The sequence below is a fragment of the Sanguibacter sp. TS_SC_8 genome, assembly GCF_055361235.1.
The window spans coordinates 3,746,325-3,767,472 of the sequence record NZ_CM143955.1; the positions used below are offsets into that span (position 1 = coordinate 3,746,325).

19 protein-coding genes and 3 tRNA genes are annotated in these 21,148 nt (G+C 70.2%); 10 read left to right on the top strand and 12 right to left on the bottom strand.

The window, feature by feature from the left end; all coding sequences use genetic code 11:
- The first annotated feature begins 165 nt into the window (after positions 1 to 165).
- Entirely contained in the window at positions 166 to 870 is a 705-nt protein-coding gene (locus ACWA15_RS16810) for a hypothetical protein (protein ID WP_464056674.1), read from the top strand.
- Between the two features lie 47 nt (positions 871 to 917).
- The gene (locus ACWA15_RS16815; RefSeq protein ID WP_464056676.1) at positions 918 to 1,097 is read left to right on the top strand and encodes a hypothetical protein; all 180 of its coding nucleotides are present in this window, start codon (positions 918 to 920) and stop codon (positions 1,095 to 1,097) included.
- Positions 1,098 to 1,103: 6 nt separating this feature from the next.
- Here ACWA15_RS16815 and ACWA15_RS16820 read toward each other — a convergent pair whose 3' ends face one another.
- The 3 genes from ACWA15_RS16820 to ACWA15_RS16830 are packed head-to-tail and all read right to left on the bottom strand — an operon-like array spanning position 1,104 to position 3,744.
- Positions 1,104 to 2,360 carry a hypothetical protein gene (locus ACWA15_RS16820; RefSeq protein ID WP_464056678.1) on the bottom strand — a complete coding sequence of 419 codons (1,257 nt, stop codon included), beginning with the start codon at positions 2,358 to 2,360 and terminating at the stop codon, positions 1,104 to 1,106.
- Positions 2,360 to 3,343, bottom strand: coding sequence for a UDP-glucose 4-epimerase GalE (galE, locus tag ACWA15_RS16825; RefSeq protein WP_464056679.1), 984 nt, complete (start codon positions 3,341 to 3,343; stop codon positions 2,360 to 2,362). Before galE ends, ACWA15_RS16820 begins: the two co-directional genes overlap by 1 nt.
- Positions 3,344 to 3,390: 47 nt before the next feature.
- Positions 3,391 to 3,744, bottom strand: a complete 354-nt coding sequence (locus tag ACWA15_RS16830) for a metallopeptidase family protein (protein ID WP_464056681.1) — start codon at positions 3,742 to 3,744, stop codon at positions 3,391 to 3,393.
- A 102-nt stretch (positions 3,745 to 3,846) separates the two neighbouring features.
- On the opposite strand from ACWA15_RS16830, the gene ACWA15_RS16835 reads away from it, so the two are divergent.
- The 5 genes from ACWA15_RS16835 (at position 3,847) to ACWA15_RS16855 (ending at position 5,111) form a co-directional block, all read left to right on the top strand.
- Positions 3,847 to 3,919 (top strand) — tRNA-Glu (locus ACWA15_RS16835).
- 114 nt (positions 3,920 to 4,033) lie between these two features.
- Positions 4,034 to 4,107: transfer RNA gene (locus ACWA15_RS16840), tRNA-Asp, on the top strand.
- A gap of 51 nt (positions 4,108 to 4,158) precedes the next feature.
- Positions 4,159 to 4,231 (top strand) — tRNA-Phe (locus ACWA15_RS16845).
- A gap of 179 nt (positions 4,232 to 4,410) precedes the next feature.
- Positions 4,411 to 4,833, top strand: a complete 423-nt coding sequence (locus ACWA15_RS16850) for a phage holin family protein (RefSeq protein WP_464056682.1) — start codon at positions 4,411 to 4,413, stop codon at positions 4,831 to 4,833.
- Positions 4,830 to 5,111 carry a DUF3618 domain-containing protein gene (locus ACWA15_RS16855; RefSeq protein ID WP_464056684.1) on the top strand — a complete coding sequence of 94 codons (282 nt, stop codon included), beginning with the start codon at positions 4,830 to 4,832 and terminating at the stop codon, positions 5,109 to 5,111. The genes ACWA15_RS16850 and ACWA15_RS16855 overlap by 4 nt, the downstream gene beginning before the upstream one ends.
- Before the next feature lie 98 nt (positions 5,112 to 5,209).
- On the opposite strand, the gene ACWA15_RS16860 is transcribed toward ACWA15_RS16855, so the two are convergent.
- The gene (locus tag ACWA15_RS16860) at positions 5,210 to 5,419 is read right to left on the bottom strand and encodes a BldC family transcriptional regulator (protein ID WP_093181249.1); all 210 of its coding nucleotides are present in this window, start codon (positions 5,417 to 5,419) and stop codon (positions 5,210 to 5,212) included.
- 327 nt (positions 5,420 to 5,746) lie between these two features.
- Between ACWA15_RS16860 and ACWA15_RS16865 the strand changes: the two genes are divergently transcribed.
- Complete coding sequence (locus ACWA15_RS16865; protein ID WP_464059550.1) at positions 5,747 to 5,953, top strand: DUF3073 domain-containing protein; 207 nt, start codon at positions 5,747 to 5,749, stop codon at positions 5,951 to 5,953.
- 168 nt (positions 5,954 to 6,121) lie between these two features.
- On the opposite strand, the gene purM is transcribed toward ACWA15_RS16865, so the two are convergent.
- From purM to gdhA, 8 genes are all read right to left on the bottom strand, one after another.
- On the bottom strand, positions 6,122 to 7,225 hold the full coding sequence (gene purM, locus ACWA15_RS16870; protein ID WP_464056685.1) for a phosphoribosylformylglycinamidine cyclo-ligase: 1,104 nt from the start codon (positions 7,223 to 7,225) through the stop codon (positions 6,122 to 6,124).
- Between the two features lie 81 nt (positions 7,226 to 7,306).
- Positions 7,307 to 8,854: an amidophosphoribosyltransferase gene (gene purF, locus ACWA15_RS16875; RefSeq protein ID WP_464056686.1), complete on the bottom strand. Its 1,548-nt coding sequence runs from the start codon at positions 8,852 to 8,854 to the stop codon at positions 7,307 to 7,309.
- 104 nt (positions 8,855 to 8,958) lie between these two features.
- Positions 8,959 to 9,315: a hypothetical protein gene (locus tag ACWA15_RS16880; protein WP_464056688.1), complete on the bottom strand. Its 357-nt coding sequence runs from the start codon at positions 9,313 to 9,315 to the stop codon at positions 8,959 to 8,961.
- An 87-nt stretch (positions 9,316 to 9,402) separates the two neighbouring features.
- Entirely contained in the window at positions 9,403 to 10,665 is a 1,263-nt protein-coding gene (locus ACWA15_RS16885; RefSeq protein ID WP_464056689.1) for a vWA domain-containing protein, read from the bottom strand.
- Between the two features lie 135 nt (positions 10,666 to 10,800).
- Entirely contained in the window at positions 10,801 to 15,471 is a 4,671-nt protein-coding gene (locus ACWA15_RS16890) for an ExeM/NucH family extracellular endonuclease (RefSeq protein ID WP_464056691.1), read from the bottom strand.
- Between the two features lie 459 nt (positions 15,472 to 15,930).
- On the bottom strand, positions 15,931 to 16,305 hold the full coding sequence (locus ACWA15_RS16895; RefSeq protein WP_464056692.1) for a sterol carrier family protein: 375 nt from the start codon (positions 16,303 to 16,305) through the stop codon (positions 15,931 to 15,933).
- Between the two features lie 4 nt (positions 16,306 to 16,309).
- Complete coding sequence (locus ACWA15_RS16900) at positions 16,310 to 17,863, bottom strand: RNB domain-containing ribonuclease (protein ID WP_464056694.1); 1,554 nt, start codon at positions 17,861 to 17,863, stop codon at positions 16,310 to 16,312.
- A gap of 286 nt (positions 17,864 to 18,149) precedes the next feature.
- Positions 18,150 to 19,487: an NADP-specific glutamate dehydrogenase gene (gene gdhA, locus ACWA15_RS16905; RefSeq protein ID WP_464056695.1), complete on the bottom strand. Its 1,338-nt coding sequence runs from the start codon at positions 19,485 to 19,487 to the stop codon at positions 18,150 to 18,152.
- Between the two features lie 299 nt (positions 19,488 to 19,786).
- On the opposite strand from gdhA, the gene ACWA15_RS16910 reads away from it, so the two are divergent.
- Together ACWA15_RS16910 and ACWA15_RS16915 are read left to right on the top strand one after the other, a co-directional pair.
- Entirely contained in the window at positions 19,787 to 20,524 is a 738-nt protein-coding gene (locus tag ACWA15_RS16910) for a YqjF family protein (protein WP_464056697.1), read from the top strand.
- 155 nt (positions 20,525 to 20,679) lie between these two features.
- A complete protein-coding gene (locus tag ACWA15_RS16915) occupies positions 20,680 to 21,147 on the top strand; it encodes a GNAT family N-acetyltransferase (RefSeq protein ID WP_464056698.1) in 468 nt (155 codons plus the stop codon).
- The last annotated feature ends 1 nt before the right edge of the window (position 21,148 follow it).

The following is a 21,148-nucleotide window of genomic DNA, read 5'->3' on the forward strand; positions in this document are numbered from 1 at the left end:
GTCTTGACACGAGGTTCAACGCACCGACCCCGCCACCGGTTCCCGGATCCACCGCTCGATCTGGCCGGAGTTCAGGTCGGGCCGTCCAGTCCCTGGACACCGGTCCAGGTGGGTGAAAGGTTTAAGTTGTTGGACTTCACCCGGCCCGGCAGTAGCGTCCTGGCCATGCACAGTGCCCGCCGTCCCCTCCGTCCTCGTGTCGCCGTCGCGGCGCTCGCCCTCGCCTGCGCTGCCACGCTCTCCTCCTGCTCGTCGGACGCGAACGGGGACGACGCCGCGTTCCCGGTCCGCGGCGACCTCACCGAGGCCTCGCTCGAGATCGCCGGGGGGGCCACCGAGGTGAACGTCGTGACCGGGGAGACCGACGGCGCGCTGTTCGTCACCAAGGCGGCTGAGGGCTCTGTGGTCGAACCGGTGACCACCGAGAACGGTGCCGGGCACTACGAGCTGGACTTCACTCTGGGGGACAACTCGACCGACACCGCCGTCACCGTCTACCTCGACCCCGAGGTCGTGTGGCACCTGACCTTCACAGGGGGCGCGAAGACGCTGTCCGCCGACCTGTCCGGGGGCAAGGTCGCCTCGGTCGACTTCGCGACCGGCGCGGAGACCTTCGACCTCACCCTGCCCGCCCCGACCACGGCGGTGGCGGTCAACCAGTCGGGGGGCGCGTCGATGTTCTCCGTCACCGTGCCCGCGGACGTGGCGGCGACGGTCTCCTTCGAGCAGGGAGTCGGCTCGGCCACGCTCGACGGCACGGTACTGGACGCTGCGACGTCGACCGCGACGGTGGGGGACGACGCCTCCGAGAACCGCTACGTCATCACGAACTCCGGCGGCCTCGCCGCCTTCACCCTCGATCGGTCCTAGCCGCCGCGGTCTTTGACCCCAGCGGGCGCAGGGCGCACTCTTGGAGGGTGAATGAGACAGAGATCCGTCATCAGCAGGCCAACTGGTTCTTGGGCGGCGTGCTGCTCGTCGCGTGCAGCGGCATCGGGATCGTCATCTCGATGGCCCGGTCGGAGCGGTTGTTCATCCTCGCCGGGGTCGCGGTCGGCCTCGCGCTCGCCTGGGCCGTGAACAAGTTCGTCAAGTAGACCCTCTCAGGCCAGCATCGCGACCAGCCGCGCCCACAGCTGGGCCGGGCTCTCGTCCGAGGGACTGAGCACCGCACCCCGGCGCACGGCCGGAGTTCCCGGCGCCATGCTCTGGATCACCTGCGCCGACAGGGCCCGCCCCGGTGCCAGCACGAACGACCGCCCGGGCCCCGCCATGCCCAGCCCCAGCCACGCGGCGAGTCGCGCCGGGACCGCCGCCATGTCACGGACCTCGAGTCCGACGCCGCCATCAGGTCCGTCAGGGCCGTCGGTGTCGATGGTCTGCCCTGACCATCCGTCCTGGACGTTCTGGGCGGCCTGGACGGTCTGGACGTGCGCCGGGAGGGACGACCGCAGCACCGCCCGTCCTTCGAGGACATCCGCGCAGAACTGGGCTCGGGAGAGCTCGGACCCGTCCCACACCTGGAGCACGACGCGCCGGTCAGGTCGCGAGACCGCCCGGCGCACGTAGTGCCCCACCGGAGTCGCCACCCCGTGAGCATCGATCAACCCCGCCGCCAGCACCGGCGCCCGCCAGCGCGGGCTGATCTTGTGCGAACCCCTGAGGAACACCTCGAAGGCTGCGTCGTCGATCGTGACCGGCGCGGGCCGGTATCCGCGGGCCCACGATCCCGGATCGACGCCTGACAGGTCCGCAGCCGGCATCCCCCGTGGGGCGTCGACCACGATCGAGGCCAGTGCCCGCTCGACCGTCTCCGCGACCGCACCGTGGTGGGCGACCGGGACCGATGCGGTCACCCGCACGATCCCCCACCCGCTCGCCGTACCACCGCCACTGACGCCACCACCCGCGCCACCGTCGCCGTCGCCGTCGCCCCCACAGTCGACCAGGATCGTCGTGGAGACCATCGCCGTCGTCATGTCGTGGTGGGCGTGGTCGATCCGGATCCCGTCGACCTGGTCGCCGAGACCGGTCCGGAGCGAACACGGGCGGGCGTCGACGAGCACGGCCGTCGCGTCACCGGCGAAGGCGTCCTGCACGACCTCCCGTGCCGTCGTCGCGAGGTCCGGGTAGCGGGCCCAGGACGTCACCCGCGGGACGAGGGCGCCGCGGTGGGCCGCCTCGATCCGGATCTGGGCAGAGCTGACCCGCCCGGTGATGTCCGCCTGGGCGGACGGCGCCTCGCACGAGGCCGCGCCGACGTCGTCGGACAGGGACCACCCGTGCGGGATGGTGAGCCGCACGCCGCCGGTGGGGTCGGCCAGCGTGCCCGCGTTCAAGGCCGACCCCGCGCCGGCCATCAGGTCGTGATGCGGCGCGGACCAGCCTGCCAGGCGTCCCAGGCGGACTGCAGGATCTCCTCGAGGCCGGCCTCCGCGTGCCAGCCGAGGACCTCGTTGATGCGCTCGGGCGAGCCGACGAGCTGGGGCGGGTCGCCCGCGCGGCGCGGCTCGATGATGGCATTGATGGTCAGGCCGCTGACCCGGGCCAGTCCGTCCAGCACCTCCCGGACCGAGGACCCGGTGCCGGTGCCGACGTTGAACACGTCGAAGGGGCGGGCCGTGGTGTCGAGGTAGGACAGCGCCGCGATGTGCGCCTTGGCGAGGTCGAGCACGTGGATGTAGTCCCGGATGCACGTGCCGTCCGGGGTCGGGTAGTCGTTGCCGAACAGCCGCGGCTGTTCACCGCGCTCGATCCGGTCGAGCACCATCGGCACGAGGTTGAGCACGGCCGGGTCGCCGAGGTCGTCCCAGCCTGAGCCGGCGACGTTGAAGTACCGCAGCGCCACGAAACGCAGCCCCCAGGCGCGCGACGCCGCCCGGCCCAGCCACTCCCCGATGAGCTTGGTCTCCCCGTAGGGGTTGATCGGCTCGGCGTGCAGCTTCTCCTCCACGACCGAGACCGAGGGCATCCCGTAGGTCGCGGCGGAGGAGGAGAAGACGAGCTTGTCGACCCCGGCGTCCTCCATGGCGCCGACGACGTTCGCCAGGCCTGTGACGTTCTGCTGGTAGTAATAGGTGGGGCGAGCCATCGACTCCCCGACCTGCTTGCGGGCTGCGAAGTGGATGACCGCCTCGACCTCGTGCTCACGCAGCGCAGCGGTGATGACCTCCTGCGCGCCAGGCCCCGCGACGTCGAGCTCGATGAGGGTGGCCTCCCCGATCCGCGAGGTCTCCCCCGTGCTCAGGTCGTCGACGACGACAACCTTGTCGCCTCGCTCCAGAAGAAGACGCACCACGTGTGCGCCGATGTATCCCGCCCCGCCCGTCACAAGAATCGTCATGGCGCAAGGCTACTCGTCCTGGCCGGACAGGTCTGGGTCCGTCCGCCTCACGCCCAGCCGAGCTCGTGGAGCCGCTCGTCGTCGATGCCGAAGTGGTGGGCGATCTCGTGGATCACGGTGATCGTCACCTCGTCGACGACCTCGTCCCGGGTGTCGCAGATGGCCAGGGTCGGGTTGCGGAAGATGGTGATGCGGTCGGGCAGCGATCCCGCGGCCCATCCGAAGTCACGTTCGGTCAGCGGGACCCCGTCGTAGACGCCCAGCAGGTCCGGGGTGTCGGCGGGCGGGTCGTCCTCGACGAAGATGACCACGTTGTCGATCTGTGCGGCGAGGTCCTCTGGCACCAGATCGAGGGCGTCGCCCACGGCCTCCTCGAACTCCTCGCGTGACATGTCAACCATGGATCCATCCTCCCTCACCAGAGGTTTTGCACAGAACGCCTGTGAGGCCATATGCTTTGCGAGGTCTTCGGCGGGCCGGATCCTCGACTCGCCTGCGACCGGGCCCCCATCGTTTAGCGGCCTAGGACGCCGCCCTTTCACGGCGGTAGCACGGGTTCGAATCCCGTTGGGGGTACGGAGTTCGGGGCGCTTCAGGACACCGTGCAACGAGCACCAAGAAGTACTGTAGGATTCTCAACGGCTCGGAAACGAGTTGAAGAGAAGGACCTTGTGTCGCTGTTTGATCCAAGGCCCCGTAGCGCAGTTGGTTAGCGCGCCGCCCTGTCACGGCGGAGGTCGCGGGTTCAAGTCCCGTCGGGGTCGCTTTGATATCGGTAGCCCGGTCGCGAGAGTGCGACCGGGCATCCGTGTCAAGGCTCTGTAGCTCAGTTGGTAGAGCGTTCGACTGAAAATCGAGAGGTCACCGGATCGACGCCGGTCGGAGCCACGATCACCCCCTCCCAGTCCGCTGGGAGGGGGTTTTTGCTGTTCCGCCACCGGCCTAGGCGCGCCGGAGCCCGCTGAGCCGTACGCTTCTTCATAGGAACCGCAGGTCGGCGGGGGTGTACGGGGCTCGACCCTGGACACCACGCCCAGATCGGTTGCACACAGCGAAAGGTGATGAGGATGAGCGAGAAGGATGACGGGCTGCCCGGCGGCCCCGCGAGCACGCCGTCGATCGGCACCTTGGTCAGCCAGCTGAGCGAGCACGCCAGTCGGCTGGTCCGGGCCGAGATCGCCTCGGCCAAGGCGGAGATGGCCGAGAAGGCCAAGAACGCCGGCATCGGGATCGCGCTCTTCGGCGTCGCAGCGGTGATGGCCCTGTACGGCCTCGGCTTCTTGCTGCACTCGGCGATGGCCGGCCTCGACAACGTGATGCCGCTGTGGCTCGCCGCTCTCATCGTCGGTGTCGTGCTCATGCTGATCGCCGGAGGCGCCGGGCTCATCGGGGCGAAGCTGCTCCAGAAGGCTTCTCCCCCCTCCCCCGAGATCACGGTCAAGAGCGTGCGCGACGACGTGACCGCCATCAAGGAAGGCATCAAGTCATGAGCCAGCCGACGCCCGCAGAGCTCAGCGCCGAGGTGCTGCGCGCCCGCGCAGACCTCGCCGCCACGATCGACGAGCTGACCACCCGCCTGCACCCCAAGTACATCGCCGCCGAGGCGACCACCGCCACCAAGGTCGCCGCCGCCGACGCGGGCACCTTCATCACCGGTGGCGGCCTGCCCGACGGCGCTCCGAGTCGCGCCCGCAACGTCAAGATCCTGCTCGGGGTCGCCGCCGGAGCGGTCGCTCTGACGGTCATCGTCATCCTGCGCCGGCGATAACACTCCGCGGCGACCTGGTCCACACAAGGTCCACACATGACAAAAGGGCCCTCCCGAACGGGAGGGCCCTTCGTCATGTCACGAGGGTGGGTGCGAGCTCAGCTCTCTTCACCGATGTTGACACCGGAGTCTGCGAGCAGACCCTTGACCTCTGCCTCACGGTAGCGACGGTGCCCACCGAGCGTCCGGATCGACGACAACTTGCCGGCCTTGGCCCAACGGGTCACGGTCTTGGGGTCGACGCGGAACAAGCTGGCGACCTCGGCAGGGGTCAGCAGGACTTCGGGTTCTCCACGGTTCACAGCCATATTGATGCACCTCTCTGTAGGCAACGACCGGTCCCGGGGGGTGGGGGAACAGAGCGATCAATCGTTGCGCTTTCATTCATTATCCCAGTACGGGCGATTCGTACTTGTTGTTTTGCGGGTGAAAAAGAGGGGAAAGCGGTAAAGTTCTTGTGAAGATCCTGGGGAGGCCCCTCGGGCGAGGACCCGTGGGGTGACCTCCGCCAGCCTGAGTGGTCCCGGGGCTCCCAGATCATGTACCGTTGACTCCGAACAGAGAAAAAACTTACCCCGGGGCCGCACGTGGAGAAGACGCTGCCGCCCCGCTTCTACGTTAAGGGGGTCGGAGCCATGGGCCGCGGCCGTCAGAAGGCAAAGCAGACCAAGGTCGCCCGGGATCTGAAGTACTACAGTCCCGAGACGAACTACAAGGCGCTCGAACAAGAGTTGACCGGTCACAGCCGAACCGATGTAGCTACGGACACTCGCCACAGCGCGAGCAGGTCCGACGAGCCAGAGGACCGTGACCCGTATCCGGGCTGGTCCGACGACCGTTGAGAGAACTCCTCACTCGTTGAGGGAGCTCCACACTCTGAGTCACCCCAGAACGGGCACTGATTGAGCGGGCATCGACCCGCTGTCAGCCGGTTCGGTGTGCACGTCAGTCTCCACAACGAAGAGCGCGTCCGATGAGAACTCATCGGACGCGCTCTTCGTGGTTCCCTGTCAGACCCGGTAGGTGCCCGTCAGCCGGACCGCGCCGCCGTCCACGCCCTTGGACCCGCGCGTGGTGTCCGGGCCCGTCGCGCCGTCGTCGGCGGTGACGGTTCCGAGCACCCAGGCGGGCAGACCGAGCGAGGCGAGCTTGGCCAGCGCGGCGTCGGCGCCCTCGGCACCGACCACGGCGACCATGCCGACGCCGAGGTTGAGCGTGTTCTCCAGGTCGCTCCACGGCACCTGACCGAGGCCGCGCACCACGTCGAACACGGCCGGGACAGCCCAGCTGCCACGGTCGACCGAGGCGCTCAGCCCGGTCGGGAGCACACGGGCGAGGTTCGCCGCGAGGCCGCCGCCGGTGACGTGGGAGTACGCGTGCACCTGGCACGCCTCGTCACGGGCGAGGGCGAGGCAGTCGCTGGCGTAGACGCGGGTCGGCTCGAGGAGCTCCTCACCGAGAGTCCGGGAGAACTCCGCGACCTCCCGCTCCAGGGTCCACCCGGCGTGGCTGATGACCGCCCGGACCAGGGAGTAACCGTTGGAGTGCAGGCCCGAGGACGCCATCGCGATGACGACGTCGCCCTCGCGCACCTTCTCCGGGCCGAGCAGCGCGGAGGCCTCGACAACGCCGACGGCCGCACCGGCGACGTCGTACTCGTCCGCCTTGAGCAGGCCGGGGTGCTCGGCGGTCTCGCCGCCGACCAGCGCGGTCCCGGCGACCTCGCAGGCCGCGGCGATCCCGCGGACGATGTCGGCGATGCGCTCGGGGACGACCTTGCCGGTCGCGATGTAGTCGGTCATGACGAGCGGCTCGGCGCCGCACACGACGATGTCGTCGACGACCATGCCGACGAGGTCGAACCCGATGGTGTCGTGGATGTCGAGCGCCTGGGCGATCGCGACCTTGGTGCCGACGCCGTCCGTCGACGAGGCGAGCAGCGGACGCTCGTAGCTCTTGAGCATGCTCACGTCGAAGAGCCCGGCGAACCCGCCGAACCCGCCGACCACGTTCGGTCCGTGGGTGCGTGCCACCGCGGACTTCATGAGCTCGACGGCGCGGTCGCCCGCGGCGGTGTCGACGCCGGCGGCTGCGTAGGTGAGGCCTTCAGACACGAGATGACTCCCAAGGTGTGGCGCTCGTGCGGTTCACCAGCGCAGACGTTCTGTGGATGGGCGGGGGGACGCGCGACCAGGTCAGGGGTGCGCCAGGGCGGTGGAGCCACCCGTGGAGACGGTCAGGCTCCGCAGGCCGTCCTCCGGGGCACCGAGCGGGAGCTCGGCCTGCTCGAGGAAGTTCTTGCCCAGGTGCTCGGCGTCGGGCAGCTCGATCGGGTAGCGGCCGGTGAAGCACGCGCTGCACAGCTGTGAGGCGGGCTGCTCCGTCGCGGCGATCATGCCTTCCTCGGAGATGTATCCGAGGGTGTCGGCCCCGAGCGACTTGCCGACCTCGTCGGGTCCCAGGCCGTTCGCGATGAGCTCGGCGCGGCTGGCGAAGTCGATGCCGTAGAAGCACGGCCACTTCACCGGCGGGGAGCTGATCCGGACGTGGATCTCGGCGGCGCCGGCCTCCCGGAGCATCCGGATGAGCGCACGCTGGGTGTTGCCGCGCACGATCGAGTCGTCCACGACCACCAGGCGCTTGCCCTTGATGACCTCACGGAGCGGGTTGAGCTTGAGCCGGATGCCGAGCTGGCGCAGGGTGTCCGACGGCTGGATGAAGGTACGCCCGACGTAGGCGTTCTTCATGAGTCCCTGGCCGAAGGGGATGCCCGACTCCTGGGCGTACCCAACCGCGGCCGGTGTGCCGGACTCGGGGACGGGGATGACGAGGTCGGCCTCGACGGGGTGCTGGCGGGCGAGCTCGCGGCCCATCTCCACCCGCGCGGAGTGCACCGAGCGACCGTTGATGGTGGTGTCCGGGCGGGCCAGGTACACGTACTCGAAGACGCAGCCGGCGCGCTCGGGCTTGGCGAACTTCATCGACCGCAGGCCGTCGTCGTCGATCGCGATGAGCTCGCCCGGCTCGATCTCGCGGACGAAGCTCGCACCCACGATGTCCAGGGCCGGGGTCTCGCTCGCCACGACCCAGCCGCGCTCGAGGCGGCCGAGCACGAGCGGGCGGACGCCCTGCGGGTCGCGCGCGGCGTAGAGGGTCTTCTCGTCCATGAAGACGAGCGAGAAGGCACCGCGCAGGCGTGGGAGCACCTCGAGCGCGGTCTGCTCGAGCGTGTGGTGGTCGTCGCCGGCGAAGAGCGCCGTCACCAGGGCGGTGTCGGTGGTGTTCCCGCGGGCCAGCTCGCCGCGGCGCTGGGCGCCGTAGCGCTCGGCCACGAGGTCGACGAGCTCGGCGCTGTTGACGAGGTTGCCGTTGTGCCCGAGGGCGACCGTGCCCGACGACGTCGCGCCGAGGGTGGGCTGTGCGTTCTCCCAGGTCACCCCGCCGGTCGTCGAGTACCGGCAGTGACCGATCGCGATGTGCCCGGTGAGGGCGTTGAGCGCGGTCTCGTCGAACACCTGGGAGACGAGTCCCATGTCCTTGTAGACAAGGATCTGCTCACCATTGCTGGTGGCGATACCTGCCGATTCCTGTCCACGGTGCTGTAGCGAGTACAGACCGAAGTAGGCGAGCTTGGCGACCTCTTCGCCGGGCGCCCAGACACCGAAGACGCCGCAAGCGTCCTGAGGTCCTTTTTCGCCGGGCATGAGGTCGTGGTTAAGAAGTCCATCTCCACGGGGGGCCACGGCTCAAGTGTCCCACAGTCGCGGGTGGGCGCCAGAATGCGGACGGTCTGTCACCACGGGCCGGACGCGTCGCCGCGCCCACCTGGGATGACGGGTGGATGGGGTCAGCGCGGGGCGCGGACGCTGCGGCGGTCGGCCCAGACGGCCGCGAGGCCGGCGAGCAGGACCGTCACCATGGTCACGCCCAAGGTGGTCACGGTGACGTAGATCCACCGGTTGACCATGCCGTCGTCCGAGACCCACAGGCCGAACCACACACCCACGACGATCCCGACGAGGGCGCCCATCCAGAAGAAGGACGAGTACTTCGGCGCCCGCCGGATCGTCGCCGGGACCGCGTGCTCGGCGATCTCGTCGATCTGCTCCGAGGAGGGTGCGTCGTCGGGCACGGAGCTCGCGGGCACGGCGTCGTGGGGCGTCGAGTCGTCAGGCGCTGAGGAGGGAGGGGGTGTGGTGCTCACCGGACGATCCTATCGGCCGGCCCTGGGGACTGTCTGAATCGTGAGCGGGCCGACAGGCCCCTCGCGCGACGCCGGACGTGTTCGGGATCACGGGTGACCGAGCACCCCGGCCGCGCGGGCGGTGGAGACCCAACTGGGGAACTCGTTGAGCAGACGGGTGTAGAGGTCGGCGTCGGGGACAGAGTCGATGTCGTCGAGCTCGAAGAAGCCGACGTTGTCGACGAGGCGACCGTCGAGGTCGTCCAGCTCGGTGAGCAAACCATAGTTGGCGCGGCCGATGCCCACGAACTGCCAGAACGCGGGCAGGTGCGACGCGCGGCGGATGAGTTCGGTGATGGCCCGGCGCCGGGAGAAGCCACCGTCGGTGAAGAACAGCACGAGTGTGGGCATCGCTGCCCCGCGGGTGAGGCTGGACATGACCTCGGTGAGGATCGGGAGCTCGTTGTTCGCACCACCGATCGACGCGTAGTCGATGCCCGCGTGCGTACCGCGCTGATGCAGATAGGTCTCGGGCCAGGTCTCGAGGTTCTCCACGCCGAGGTCGGGCAGCCGGGCGAAGGACTCCGCGTAGAGATACGTCTCGAGCATGCCGTCGTCATCGAGCTGGAGGGCGACGGGAACCATCCGCTCGACCACCCGGTGCACCACGCCGCCCGCGTACTGGGCCCGCATCGAGCCGGTCTTGTCGATCACGAGCACGACCCGGGCCCGGACCTGCGCAGCGCCCTTGGTCAGGAGGACCTTGCGGACCGTCTCCTTGCGGAGGCTGAGCCGCTCCCGCTTCTCGAAGGACAGCGTGCTGGGAGCCGCGGGCGGTACGGGTCCTCCCGCCACGACCGGCGGCGCTGCCGGCCCGTCCTCGTCGACGCTCACCCCGTGCTCGCGGACCAGGTCGGCGAGGCCGCCGTCCCAGCCCGCGCTCACGTTGCGGATCTTCCACGCACCCTGGCGCCGGTAGATCTCCAGGAGCACGACGGCGCGCTCCGTCGTCAGGCCAGACGGCGTGCACACGACCGTCCCCGACGCCGTGGTGGAGCGCACCTCGAGCCCGTCGATGTCGGCCAACGACCCGGTGACGGAGTCGTCGAGGGCCACCGCGACGGTGAGCATGACGACGTCGGCCGGCACCGCGTCGAGGTCGATCGCGAGGGCGTCAGGAGCCGTGAGGCGCAAAGCGCCCTCGGGCGAGACAGGCTGGTTGAAGAAGATGAAGTCGGGGTCGCTGCGCACACGGGCGGACTCCGACATCTGGAAGGCCATGAGGTCCACCACGCCGTGGCGTGCGCCGTCGACGGTGACCGCCAGGGTTGAGCCTGTGAGCAGCGCGTTCGCGCCTCGAGACAGTTTCATGCATCCCCCCGCCGGTGCTTTTCGCCGAACAGTAGCAGGCAGGTCCGGGGTGGGCAGACATGGTTCCGGCCGGGCCCTGGATCAGGACCCGACCGGAATCATCTCGTCAGCCAGCCACTTCGGCGGAGGCCGAGATCAGGAGAAGAACCCTCCTCGGGTGGCCTTGTAGGTGTGCTGCTGGGTGGTGGTGGCCGGCTGCTCGCCGACCGTCCCGGTGGCCACCACGGTCGCGGTGCCCGCCGGCAGCGCACCCCACTTGCCGAAGCTCGCGACGACGGTCTGCCCCGGACGGACCTTGGCGAAGGTCTGCTTGCCCAACGGCGTGGTCATCGTGATGGACACGGTGGTCCGTTCGCGGTTCGTCGCGTACACGACGACCTGCGAACGCCCCAGCAGACAGAAGGAGAAGGCGTCGGAGGTCATGGAGATCGTGGCCGGGGGGACGACGGCGTTGACCGTCACCGGAACCACGACCGTCGTGCCCGACGGCGTCGCCACCAGGTGCAGGCTGTAGCCGCCCGCGGCGGTCCCGGCCGGGACGGTGACGGCAACCGTCGCCGCCCCTGCGGTCACCGTTGCGGTCGCCAGCGGGGTGGCCGCCGGGTCGAGGTCCGTGCCGGCCGGCACGAGGTAGGCCGCCACCGAGGTGTTGGCCGGGGACCCGAGGGACGTGAGGTCGAGCTTGGCGACGTCGAGCGACACGACGGCGCCGGGGTCGACCGCGCCGGGCCGGGCCCCGGTCTGCACCCCACGGCGGGCGAAGTCGGGGCTGAGGCCCGGGTGGGTCTGCAGGTAGGAGATCCACGCGTCGCGGTCGATCAGACCCGAGTCACGTGCGTCGGTGCCCTCGGTGAACCCGGTGAAGTTGTCCCCGCCGGTCGCCAGGAAGGAGAACGTCGCCACCCGGTAGCTGGCGGCCGGGTCGAGGGCCACGCCGTCGATGGTGACCGACGTGATCCGCTCCCCCGGGGCGTTCGTCGCGGTGGAGGTGTAGGTGACGTTGTCGGAGAGCCCCAGGTTGAGGAACGCCCGGCTGCTGCCCGCGGGCTGCCACTGCTGCTCGAGGATCGTGGTGAGCTGGGCACCGGTGAGCGACACGGACCAGAGGTTGTTGACGAACGGCAGGACCGCGTTGGCCTCGGCGTAGGTGATCACGCCGTCCTCCCCGTAGCGCAGGTCGGCGCGCAGGCCACCGGGGTTGACGATGCCGATCTGCGCACCGCCGCGCTCGGGCGTGGCCAGGGTGTCACGCAAGGACGTCGCGACGAGGTTGCCCAGGGTGGACTCCGAGGCGCGGTCGTCCCGCGCCCCGTTGACGAAGGCCGTCGTGATGTCGGCGGTGACCGAGCCGACCGGCTGGTTGCCGATGACAGCGGCGTCGGCGATCGCCGTGTCGACGATCGTCTTGACCTCGGCCACCCGGGGGTAGGTCGCGACCAGGTCGGCCGCCGGGGTCGTGGTGCGCGCGACGTTGGCGACCGTGTAGTCGGTCACGTCGAGCGTCGCCGGGTCGAGGGTCAGCGTGATCTGGCCGATCCGTTCGCCGTAAGAGCCGGTCTGGATGACCGGGCGGGTGCGCTCGGTGCCGGTGATCGGGGCCTCCCACGCGTACTGCTTGTGGGTGTGCCCGGTGAAGATGGCATCGACCGTGGGGTCGGTGTCGGTCACGATGCGGGCGAAGGCGTCGCCGGTGGCGATCTCCTCCTCGATCGTGGCGCCCTCGGGGGTGCCGGAGCCGGCGCCCTCGTGGACGAGGGCGACGATGACGTCGGCCTCGCCGTTGCTCTCGTCGCCGTCGCCGAGCTGGGTGGCCACCCGGTTGATCGCGGCGACCGGGTCGCCGAAGTCCAGGTCGGAGATGCCCGACGGCGTGACGAGCGCCGGCGTCTCCTCGGTGACTGCGCCGATCACGCCGACCCGGACGCCGTCGACGTCAAGCACCACGTACTCGCTCAGCGCGGGGTCGTCCGTGCCCTTGAGGTAGACGTTCGCCCCGAGGTACTCCCAGTCGGAGGCGTCGCTCACCCGGCCGGTGAGGTCGGCGAAGCCGCGGTCGAACTCGTGGTTGCCCACGGCCGAGGCGGCCAGGTCGAGGGCGTTGAGGACGTCCATGGTCGGCACGTCGTCCTGGGAGGCGGAGGCGAAGAGCGAGGCGCCGATGTTGTCGCCGACGGACAGGAAGGCGGTGCCGTCGGGGTTGGTCGAGCGCAGCTGCTCGACCGTCCCGGCGAAGGCCACCGTGTTGGCGTCGATGCGCCCGTGGAAGTCGTTGATGCCGAGCAGGTTGAGGGTGACGGGCTCAGCGACGGTGTTGATCCCGACGACGATCGGGTCGTGGTCGCTGGACCGGAACGGGGACTCGTCGTAGAGGATCGAGGCGTTGTAGTTGTACCGGCTGTACTCGTTGGCCAGCGGCTCGACCGAGTTGATGTTCCAGATGTCGACGCCGGAGACCGCGGCCGTGGCGGCCGGAGACCCGAAGACGTGGTCGAGGGACCCGACCCGGGCGCCGAAGAGGTAGGTGTGCTCACCGGTGCCTGCACCGAGGTTCGTGTAGCCGGCGTCGGCGAGGACGACGAGCGGGTCCTCCTGGGTGTAGGAGTTGAAGTCGCCGACGAGGAAGACCTTGTCGGTGCCTGCGGCGGCCTTGACGGTGTCGGCGAAGGCGACGAGCGCGGTGGCCTGGTTCACGCGGCTCGCGTTGGAGGCCCCCTGCCCGTCACCGGTGTCGGCGTCCGCGCCGGTGCCCGAGCCCTTGGACTTGAAGTGGTTGGCGATCACGGTGAAGGCCTGCGAGGTGTCGCCGCCCACCGGGACGAAGGTCTGGGCGAGCGGGTCGCGGGCGTTGTCAAAGGCTGGGTCGTCGAGGATGGTCGACTCCCCCGCCGTGGTCACGGCAGCGCTGCGGTAGATGAACGCGGTCCGGATGACGTCCTCGTCCGCGGGGACGGTGGCCGGTGAGGCCACGACGGACCAGACCGGCGCGCCGGCCGCCGCGTTCAGCGCGGTGACCAGGGAGGTCAGCGCGGAGTCGCGGTCCTTGCCGAAGGCTGCGGAGTTCTCGATCTCCTCGAGGGAGACGACGTCGGCGTCGAGGGCGTTGATCGCGGCGACGATCTTCACCTCCTGGCGGTGCAGGCTCTCGGCCGTCGCCGCGCCGCGGGCGTCACAGCCGCTGTTCACGGTGATCTTGTTCCCGGCGCGGTCGGTGTAGAAGGTGCAGCCGGTGAGCTGGTCGCCGGTCGTGGTGAAGTAGTTGAGCACGTTGAAGGTCGCCAGGCGGACGTCGCCGCCCACGTCCTCGGGCGCCGTCGTGCGGGTGTCGGCGAAGGTCACCGGCTGGACGGCCGGCGCGTTCGCGGGCGTCAGCTCGGTCGTGGGCTGGAAGGTCCAGGCGCTGAAGCGGTAGTCGAGGATCACCGGCTGGGTGAACGTGACCGGCGCACCGACCCGGGCCGGCGCACCTCCGGTGAGGTAGGGCAGCGGCTTGGACTTGTTGGCGGTGGAGTTGAAGTTCGTCGTCGCGCCGTCGTCAAGGACGACCGAGCGGGCGACGACGTCGTCGGCGACCGCGGCGGCCTCGGGGCTGCCCGGGCGTCCGACGTCGGTCGGCTGGGCGAACGCCGTCGTCCCGGCGGCCAGGAGGAAGGACCCGTAGTAGTTGGTGGAGTAGTTGTCGGCGACGACGAACTCACCGGCAGGCTGGACGAGCATGCCCTCGAGGGCCTCGCGCGCGGCCGGGTCGGCCGGGTAGGCGACGTTCGCGGGCTTGGCGACCTCGGCGGGCTCGTCGAGGACCGTGTAGGCGGTCGGGGTGATCTGGGTGAGCGTGAAGTACTCGCTCACCGTCCCGGTGACCTCGACGTGCTGGCCGACGGTGAGCGCGGCCGCGGCGGCCGCGGAGTAGACGAAGATCCCGTCGGAGCGGGTGTGGGTGGCCGGGTCGAGGTCTCCCCCGGTGCCCGGGGTCTGGATGTAGAGGCCGTTGTAGCCCCCGGTCGGGTAGGTCGCGGTGACGATCCCTCGCGTGGTGACGGTCGTCCCGGCGAGCGGGCTGACATCGGTGTCGCCCTGGATGTCCGCGATGGGGGTGCGGGTGGGGTCGGTCGTTGGGTCCGTGGTGGGGTCCGTCGTCGGATCGGTGGTGGGGTCGGTCGTGGGGTCCGTCGTCGGATCCGTCGTGGGGTCCGGGCCGGGATCGGTGCTCGCCGCCTGCGGCGTGACCGTGGCCGAGAGCGTGAAGTCAGCGGCGTTGTTGTCGGTGTCGGCGAAGCCGGTGCGGTTGACCGACTGCGGCACGTTGTTCGCGGAGGGCGCCCGGGCGACGGTCGTCTCGAAGGTGTTCGAGGCCCCGTAGCCGAGCAGGTCGACGACCCGGGCGTCACCCACGACCGAACCGGTCGGCAGCGTGATCGCGGCCGGTGCGGCGACCAGGGCGAGCGTGCCCGTCGTCCCGGAGGTGTTGAGCCCGGGAGCAGCGAGGTCCGCCGCCGGCAGTGCGGCGCCGTTGGCCCCGTTCGACCCGCCGGAGACGAGGTAGTAGCCACCAGCGGCGATCGTCCCGGTCAGGGGCGCGGTGCTGCTCGAGGAGCCCGTCCCGGTCGCCGACCGGTACTGCAGAGACCACCCGGACAGGTCGACGGGCGCGGTGCCGGGGTTGTAGAGCTCGACGAACTTGGTCGCGTAGACCGCGTTCGCGCTCCCTCCCGAGAGGTAGGCCTCGTTGATGACGACCCCCGTGCCCTCGATCGAGGTGGGGACCGCCGCTGCTGCGGGGACCGGACCGGCGGCCGTCGCGGAGAGCACGGGGCCAAAGATCAGAGCGCCAGAGAGGGCGGTGGCCACAGCCACCACCCTCCGAGACGCGACGTTTCGGTGATGACTTGTGAACACGCTTGCTCCTTCTGCAGTACGACGCCGAGCGCGGGTGAGCGGTCCTCGCAGATCTCCTTTGACCTGCAGACTTCATCACACAGTGCGCATGTGAACGGGTGGTATCAACCAGGGCACATCCCCTTGAACTCATCGCACGTTATCGGCCTGCACCCGGCTCCGCACGTTCGGAGCAGAAGTGTTACCAAGCGGTAACATCCGCGCGGTCCAGGCGCCGCGCCGTCCGTCCACACAGGGCGTGCTCTTGACTACCGGGCGTGCGGTTGACGGCACGTCCCGGAGTCAAGAGCACGCCCCGTACGCCCGGTGGGTTGGGCCGGGTGGGTCCGGTGGGGCTGGTGGGCGGGGTGGTGGGCGGGGCCGACGGGTGGGTCAGGTCCGGGTGCGGGTGGCCTGGAGGGGCAGCAGGTCGGAGATGTCGGACCGCTCCCCGGAGGCGCTCACGCGGCCGTCGGCCACCGCGTCGGCCCAGCTCGCAGCGCCCGTGACGAGCTCGAGCCAGGTCTGCGGGTCGGTCTCCACGACGTTCGGGGGGGTGCCGCGGGTGTGCCGCGGGCCCTCGACGCACTGGACGGCCCCCCACGGCGGGACCCGCACCTCGACCGAGTGCCCGGGGGCGACGTCGGCGATCTCTTCGAGGGTGAACCGCACGGCAGTGGTCACGGTGGGCCGGTCGTTGGCGCCGGAGCGCCACGCGGAGATGGCGACCCTGCCGGCGGCCGGGTCGGTGCGTCGTCGGACAGCCATGGGGCTACTCCCCGTAGGCGAAGCGCACGACGCGGTCTTCGATGGAGACCTCGGCGAGGCGCACCTGGACGGCCTCCCCGAGCGGGAGCGTGCCGTTCGCCGAGACGACCGAGCCGCGGACCGCCGGAGAGTCGACGACGACGATCCCCTTGCGAGGGTCCTTGGAGTCCAGGTCGACGATCACCCCTTCGAAGACCTCACCGACCGCGCCGGTGAGCAGGGCGGCCTCGACGATGTCGACCGAGGCTCGCTCGAAGGACGAGGCCCGCTGGCCGGAGCGGGACATCGCCTTGGGCAGGTCGGGGAAGGCGGCGCGGACCCAGTCCGGCACGTCTTTCCCGGCGCACAGCGCGAGGCAGATCTCTGTGCCGTACCGGTCGACCAGACGCCGCAGCGGAGCCGTGACGTGGGCATACTCGGAGGCGATCGCGGCGTGCTCGGACGCGGCCGGTATTTCGCCCTCGAAGGTCAGGTAGCCCGCACCGCGGAACAGCGACGTCGCCTCGTTGAAGAACGCCGCGTGCTGAGGGACGCTCGAGTCGAGCTCGGCGAGCAGGTCACCGTAGGACTGTGTGGCCGGCCAGGTGATGGCGAGGGCGCGGGCGGTGCGGCGGAGCCGGTCGACGTCGCGCTGGTCGCTCGCAGGGAGCGTGCGGAAGATCCCGATACCCCCCTCGCGCATGACCCGCGCGGCCGCGATTCCGGTGAGCAGCGAGATCTGCGCGTTCCAGCCCTCGGCGGGCAGGACGGAGCGGAACTCCAGGCCGTAGCTGCCGTCCTCGTGCAGGGTGACGTTCTGCTCGGGGACGTTGAGCGAGACGCCACCGCGCTCCCGCTCGAGACCCTGACGCAGCTCGCCGACCTCGCGCAGCAGCTGGAGGAGCTCGCTCGCGGACTCGTCGTCGATGGCGGACTGGACCTCGTCGTAGGTGAGGCGCGCGGCCGAGCAGATCCGCGCGCGGCGCACGTCGACGTCGAGGATGTCGCCGCGCTCGTCGAGCACGATGCGCCACACCGCGGCACGGCGGTCCACCCCGGGGAGCAGGCTCGCGGCTCCTTCGGAGAGCACCGGGGGGTGCAGCGGCGTGCGGCCGTCCGGGGCGTAGAGGGTCATGCCGCGGGCGATGGCCTCGCGGTCGATCTCGCCGCCGGGCTGGACGAAGTGCGCGACGTCGGCGATCGCGTACCGGACGAGGTACCCGCCGGAGGGCACCCGCTCGATGTGCAGGGCCTGGTCGAGGTCCATCGACCCGGGCGGGTCGATGGTCACGAAGTCGATGCCGAGGACCGGGATCGGGGGGTCCAGGAGGTCGGGATCCAGGTCGGCATCCTCGGCTGCGGCCGGGACTTGCCCGTGGGACTTCTGGCGAGGTGTCTTGCGGGTCCGCGGGGCCTGCTCTCCCGCGGCGCCGGAGGCGTAGCGTTCCGCCTCGGCGAGAACCGTGTCGGGGAAGTCCAGCGGGATGTCCATCTGGGCGCGCAGCCGCTCGAAGGCGATGCGGACGCGTTCCGGAACCGTAGCCGCGGGGAGGTCGAGTCGGAGATGACGTGAAGGCACGTTCCGACTCTACGACGCACAGCGCCCTTCGGCAGACGGGGGCCGCGTTCCCGGTCACCTGCCGTCCCGGGCGCCGTCTCGCCGAACTCGTGAGTGCGTCGCCGAACTCGTGAGCCGCGGGCCGAACGGGCGAGCGGACCGGGCTCGCTCACGAGCTCGGCGAGCGGCTCACGAGCTCGGCGAGCGGTTCACGAGTCCGGCCCGCCCTGGAGCGCGACAGGGCCGATCCGTGTGGGGATCGGCCCTGGCGGGAAGCCTTTCGGCTCGGGTACAGCGGGTGGTGAACTCAGATCACACCCAGGGCGATCATCGCGTCCGCGACCTTGGTGAAACCGGCGATGTTCGCACCGGCCACGTAGTTGCCCGGCTGGCCGTACACCTCGGCGGTCTCGGCGCAGTTGTCGTGGATCCCGGTCATGATGCGCTGCAGGCGGGCCGCGGTGTCCTCGAAGGTCCACACGTCGCGGCTGGCGTTCTGCTGCATCTCCAGCGCGGAGGTGGCCACGCCACCGGCGTTGGCTGCCTTGCCCGGGGCGAAGAGCACGCCCGCGTCCTGGAAGGCGGCGACGGCGTCGGGCGTGGTGGGCATGTTGGCGCCCTCCGCGACGGCGAGGACGCCGTTGTTGAGCAGTGTCTTGGCGGCGGTCAGGTCGAGCTCGTTCTGCGTGGCGCAGGGCAGCGCGACCGTGGCCGGCACGTCCCAGATGGACCCGCCCGAGACGAACTTCGCGGACCCGCGGCGGGCCTCGTAGTCGCTCGCGCGGCCGCGCTCGACCTCTTTGATCTCGCGCAGCAGGTCGAGGTCGATGCCGGCCTCGTCGACGATATAGCCGGAGGAGTCGGAGAAGGCGACGACGTTCGCGCCGAGCTCCTGTGCCTTCTGGATCGCGTAGATGGCGACGTTGCCGGAGCCGGAGACGACGACGCGCTGGCCGTCGAAGTCCTGACCGCGGGTCTTGAGCATCTCGCGGGCGAACATGACCGTGCCGTACCCGGTGGCCTCGGTGCGCACGAGCGACCCGCCCCAGGTCAGGCCCTTGCCGGTGAGGACACCGGACTCGTAGCGGTTGGTGATTCGCTTGTACTGGCCGAAGAGGTAGCCGATCTCGCGGCCGCCGACGCCGATGTCGCCGGCGGGGACGTCGGTGTACTCACCGATGTGGCGGTAGAGCTCGGTCATGAAGGACTGGCAGAAGCGCATGACCTCGCCGTCGGACTTGCCGCGCGGGTCGAAGTCGGAGCCGCCCTTGCCGCCGCCGATGGGCATGCCGGTCAGGGAGTTCTTGAAGATCTGCTCGAACCCGAGGAACTTGACGATCCCGAGGTACACCGATGGGTGGAAGCGCAGGCCGCCCTTGTACGGGCCGAGGGCGGAGTTGAACTCGACCCGGAAACCACGGTTGATCTGCACGCGGTTGTGGTCGTCGACCCACGGCACCCGGAAGATGATCTGGCGCTCAGGCTCGCAGATGCGCTCGAGCACGGCGGCGTCGGCGTACTGCGGGTTCTTCGCAAGCACCGGCGCCAGCGACTCGAACACCTCGCGGACTGCCTGGTGGAACTCGACCTCGCCGGGGTTGCGGCGGAGCACCTGTTCGAATACTGGCGCGAGCTGGCCTTCCATCAGGCGTTCTCCTTCATCCATGTGCTGCTCTCGCAGCCCGTTCTGGGACGGTGGTGCCAACAGGCACCGATGCAGCGTACCGCCATGAACCCGGGCCCACGTAGGTCGCAAGGCTCACTTTCGTCGTGATCTCGCGCTCTGCGGCAGGTCAGGGACCCCGAGCGGCACCGCGGAAGACGACGGTACAATGTCTCAGCCCACGGATCGGATCTGTACATCAGGTGAGACGGGTCGTGGAGGGCCGCGGGCTCGGGGGGCACCTCGGGCACGACGGCGCCCTCGGGACCGATACTGGGTCCGTGCCCTCAGACCCGATCTCGCCGTCCGCGCCCACCCTGCCAGGCCCGCAGATCATGTCCCAGCGCTGGGAGGACCTCACCTTTCTGCACTGGCGGGTGGACCCGGGCCACGTCGCGCCGCTGCTCCCCCACGGCACCCGGCCGGACCTGCACGACGGCGCGGCGTACGTCGGTCTCATCCCGTTCCGTCTGGCCGGCGCCGCGGTGGGGCGCGGGCCGGCGGTCCCGTGGCTGGGCACCTTCGCGGAGACGAACGTGCGTCTCTACTCCGTCGACGCGAATGGGCGCCGCGGCGTCGTCTTCCGCTCCCTCGACGCCTCGCGGCTCGCCGTAGTGCTCGCGGCCCGGCTGGGGTTCGGGCTGCCGTACACGTGGGCGCACATGCGCATCGAGCGGGCCACCACGCAGATCACGTACACCTCGGCCCGGCGCTTGCCCGGTCCGCGCGGGGCGGGTGGGCGGATCGTCGTCGAGCCCGGCGCGCGGATCGCCGAGCCGGACCCGCTCATGGACTTCCTCACCGCGCGCTGGGGACTGCACACCCGCCACCTGGGTCGCACCCTCTACGTCCCCAACTCCCACGAGCCGTGGCCGCTGCACCACGCACGCCTGGTCCACCTCGACGACTCCCTCGTCGCGGCCGCCGGGTTCCCCACCGTCGTGGGCTCCCCGCCCGACTCCGTCCTGTTCTCCCCGGGCGTGCGCACCGTCTTCGGCGCGCCGCACGGCGTCGCCTGAGGCCCCGGCCGACATAGCCGCCTCGCGCAGTGCACCGGCCATCTAGGATCACGGACGTGACGACTCCGAAAGCGCCCTCGGCTCGTCACCGAGAGCACCCATTGACCGCCCCGATCGATTGGCTCGCCGCAGCGCCTCTCCGTTCGGCCCGCCTGATGCTCGAACCACTGCAGCTCGGGCACGCCGCCGAGGCGTTCAACGTCCTCGACGATGCCCGGCTGCACACCTACACCGGCGGGCAACCCGCGTCGAAAGAGGAGCTGAGCGACCGCTTCGCCCGGCAGGTCGTCGGGACCTCCGCCGATGGGTCGCAGGGCTGGCTGAACTGGATGCTGCGCCGCCATGACACCCGTCGCCTGGTCGGCACCGTGCAGGCCACCCTGTCGCACGGCGAAGACGGTGAGACCCAAGCCGAGATGGCCTGGGTCGTAGCCAGCGAACAGCAAGGCCACGGGTACGCGAGCGAGGCTGCGGTCGCCGTGGCCGGGTGGCTCCGTGAGCACGGTGTCTCTCTTGTGGCCCACATCCACCCCGACCACCACGCGTCGGCGGGCGTCGCGCGTGCGGTGGGGCTCCGGGCCACCGACACCGTGGTCGACGGCGAGACTCGTTGGACCAACTGAC

Coding starts and splice junctions, on each gene's coding strand:
- ACWA15_RS16810 (WP_464056674.1), top strand. CDS start 166: ATGCACAGTGCCCGCCGTCCCCTCCGTCCTCGTGTCGCCGTCGCGGCG.
- ACWA15_RS16820 (WP_464056678.1), bottom strand. CDS start 2,360: ATGGCCGGCGCGGGGTCGGCCTTGAACGCGGGCACGCTGGCCGACCCC.
- galE (WP_464056679.1), bottom strand. CDS start 3,343: ATGACGATTCTTGTGACGGGCGGGGCGGGATACATCGGCGCACACGTG.
- ACWA15_RS16830 (WP_464056681.1), bottom strand. CDS start 3,744: ATGGTTGACATGTCACGCGAGGAGTTCGAGGAGGCCGTGGGCGACGCC.
- ACWA15_RS16850 (WP_464056682.1), top strand. CDS start 4,411: ATGAGCGAGAAGGATGACGGGCTGCCCGGCGGCCCCGCGAGCACGCCG.
- ACWA15_RS16855 (WP_464056684.1), top strand. CDS start 4,830: ATGAGCCAGCCGACGCCCGCAGAGCTCAGCGCCGAGGTGCTGCGCGCC.
- ACWA15_RS16860 (WP_093181249.1), bottom strand. CDS start 5,419: ATGGCTGTGAACCGTGGAGAACCCGAAGTCCTGCTGACCCCTGCCGAG.
- ACWA15_RS16865 (WP_464059550.1), top strand. CDS start 5,747: ATGGGCCGCGGCCGTCAGAAGGCAAAGCAGACCAAGGTCGCCCGGGAT.
- ACWA15_RS16885 (WP_464056689.1), bottom strand. CDS start 10,665: ATGAAACTGTCTCGAGGCGCGAACGCGCTGCTCACAGGCTCAACCCTG.
- ACWA15_RS16895 (WP_464056692.1), bottom strand. CDS start 16,305: ATGGCTGTCCGACGACGCACCGACCCGGCCGCCGGCAGGGTCGCCATC.
- gdhA (WP_464056695.1), bottom strand. CDS start 19,487: ATGGAAGGCCAGCTCGCGCCAGTATTCGAACAGGTGCTCCGCCGCAAC.
- ACWA15_RS16915 (WP_464056698.1), top strand. CDS start 20,680: ATGCTCGAACCACTGCAGCTCGGGCACGCCGCCGAGGCGTTCAACGTC.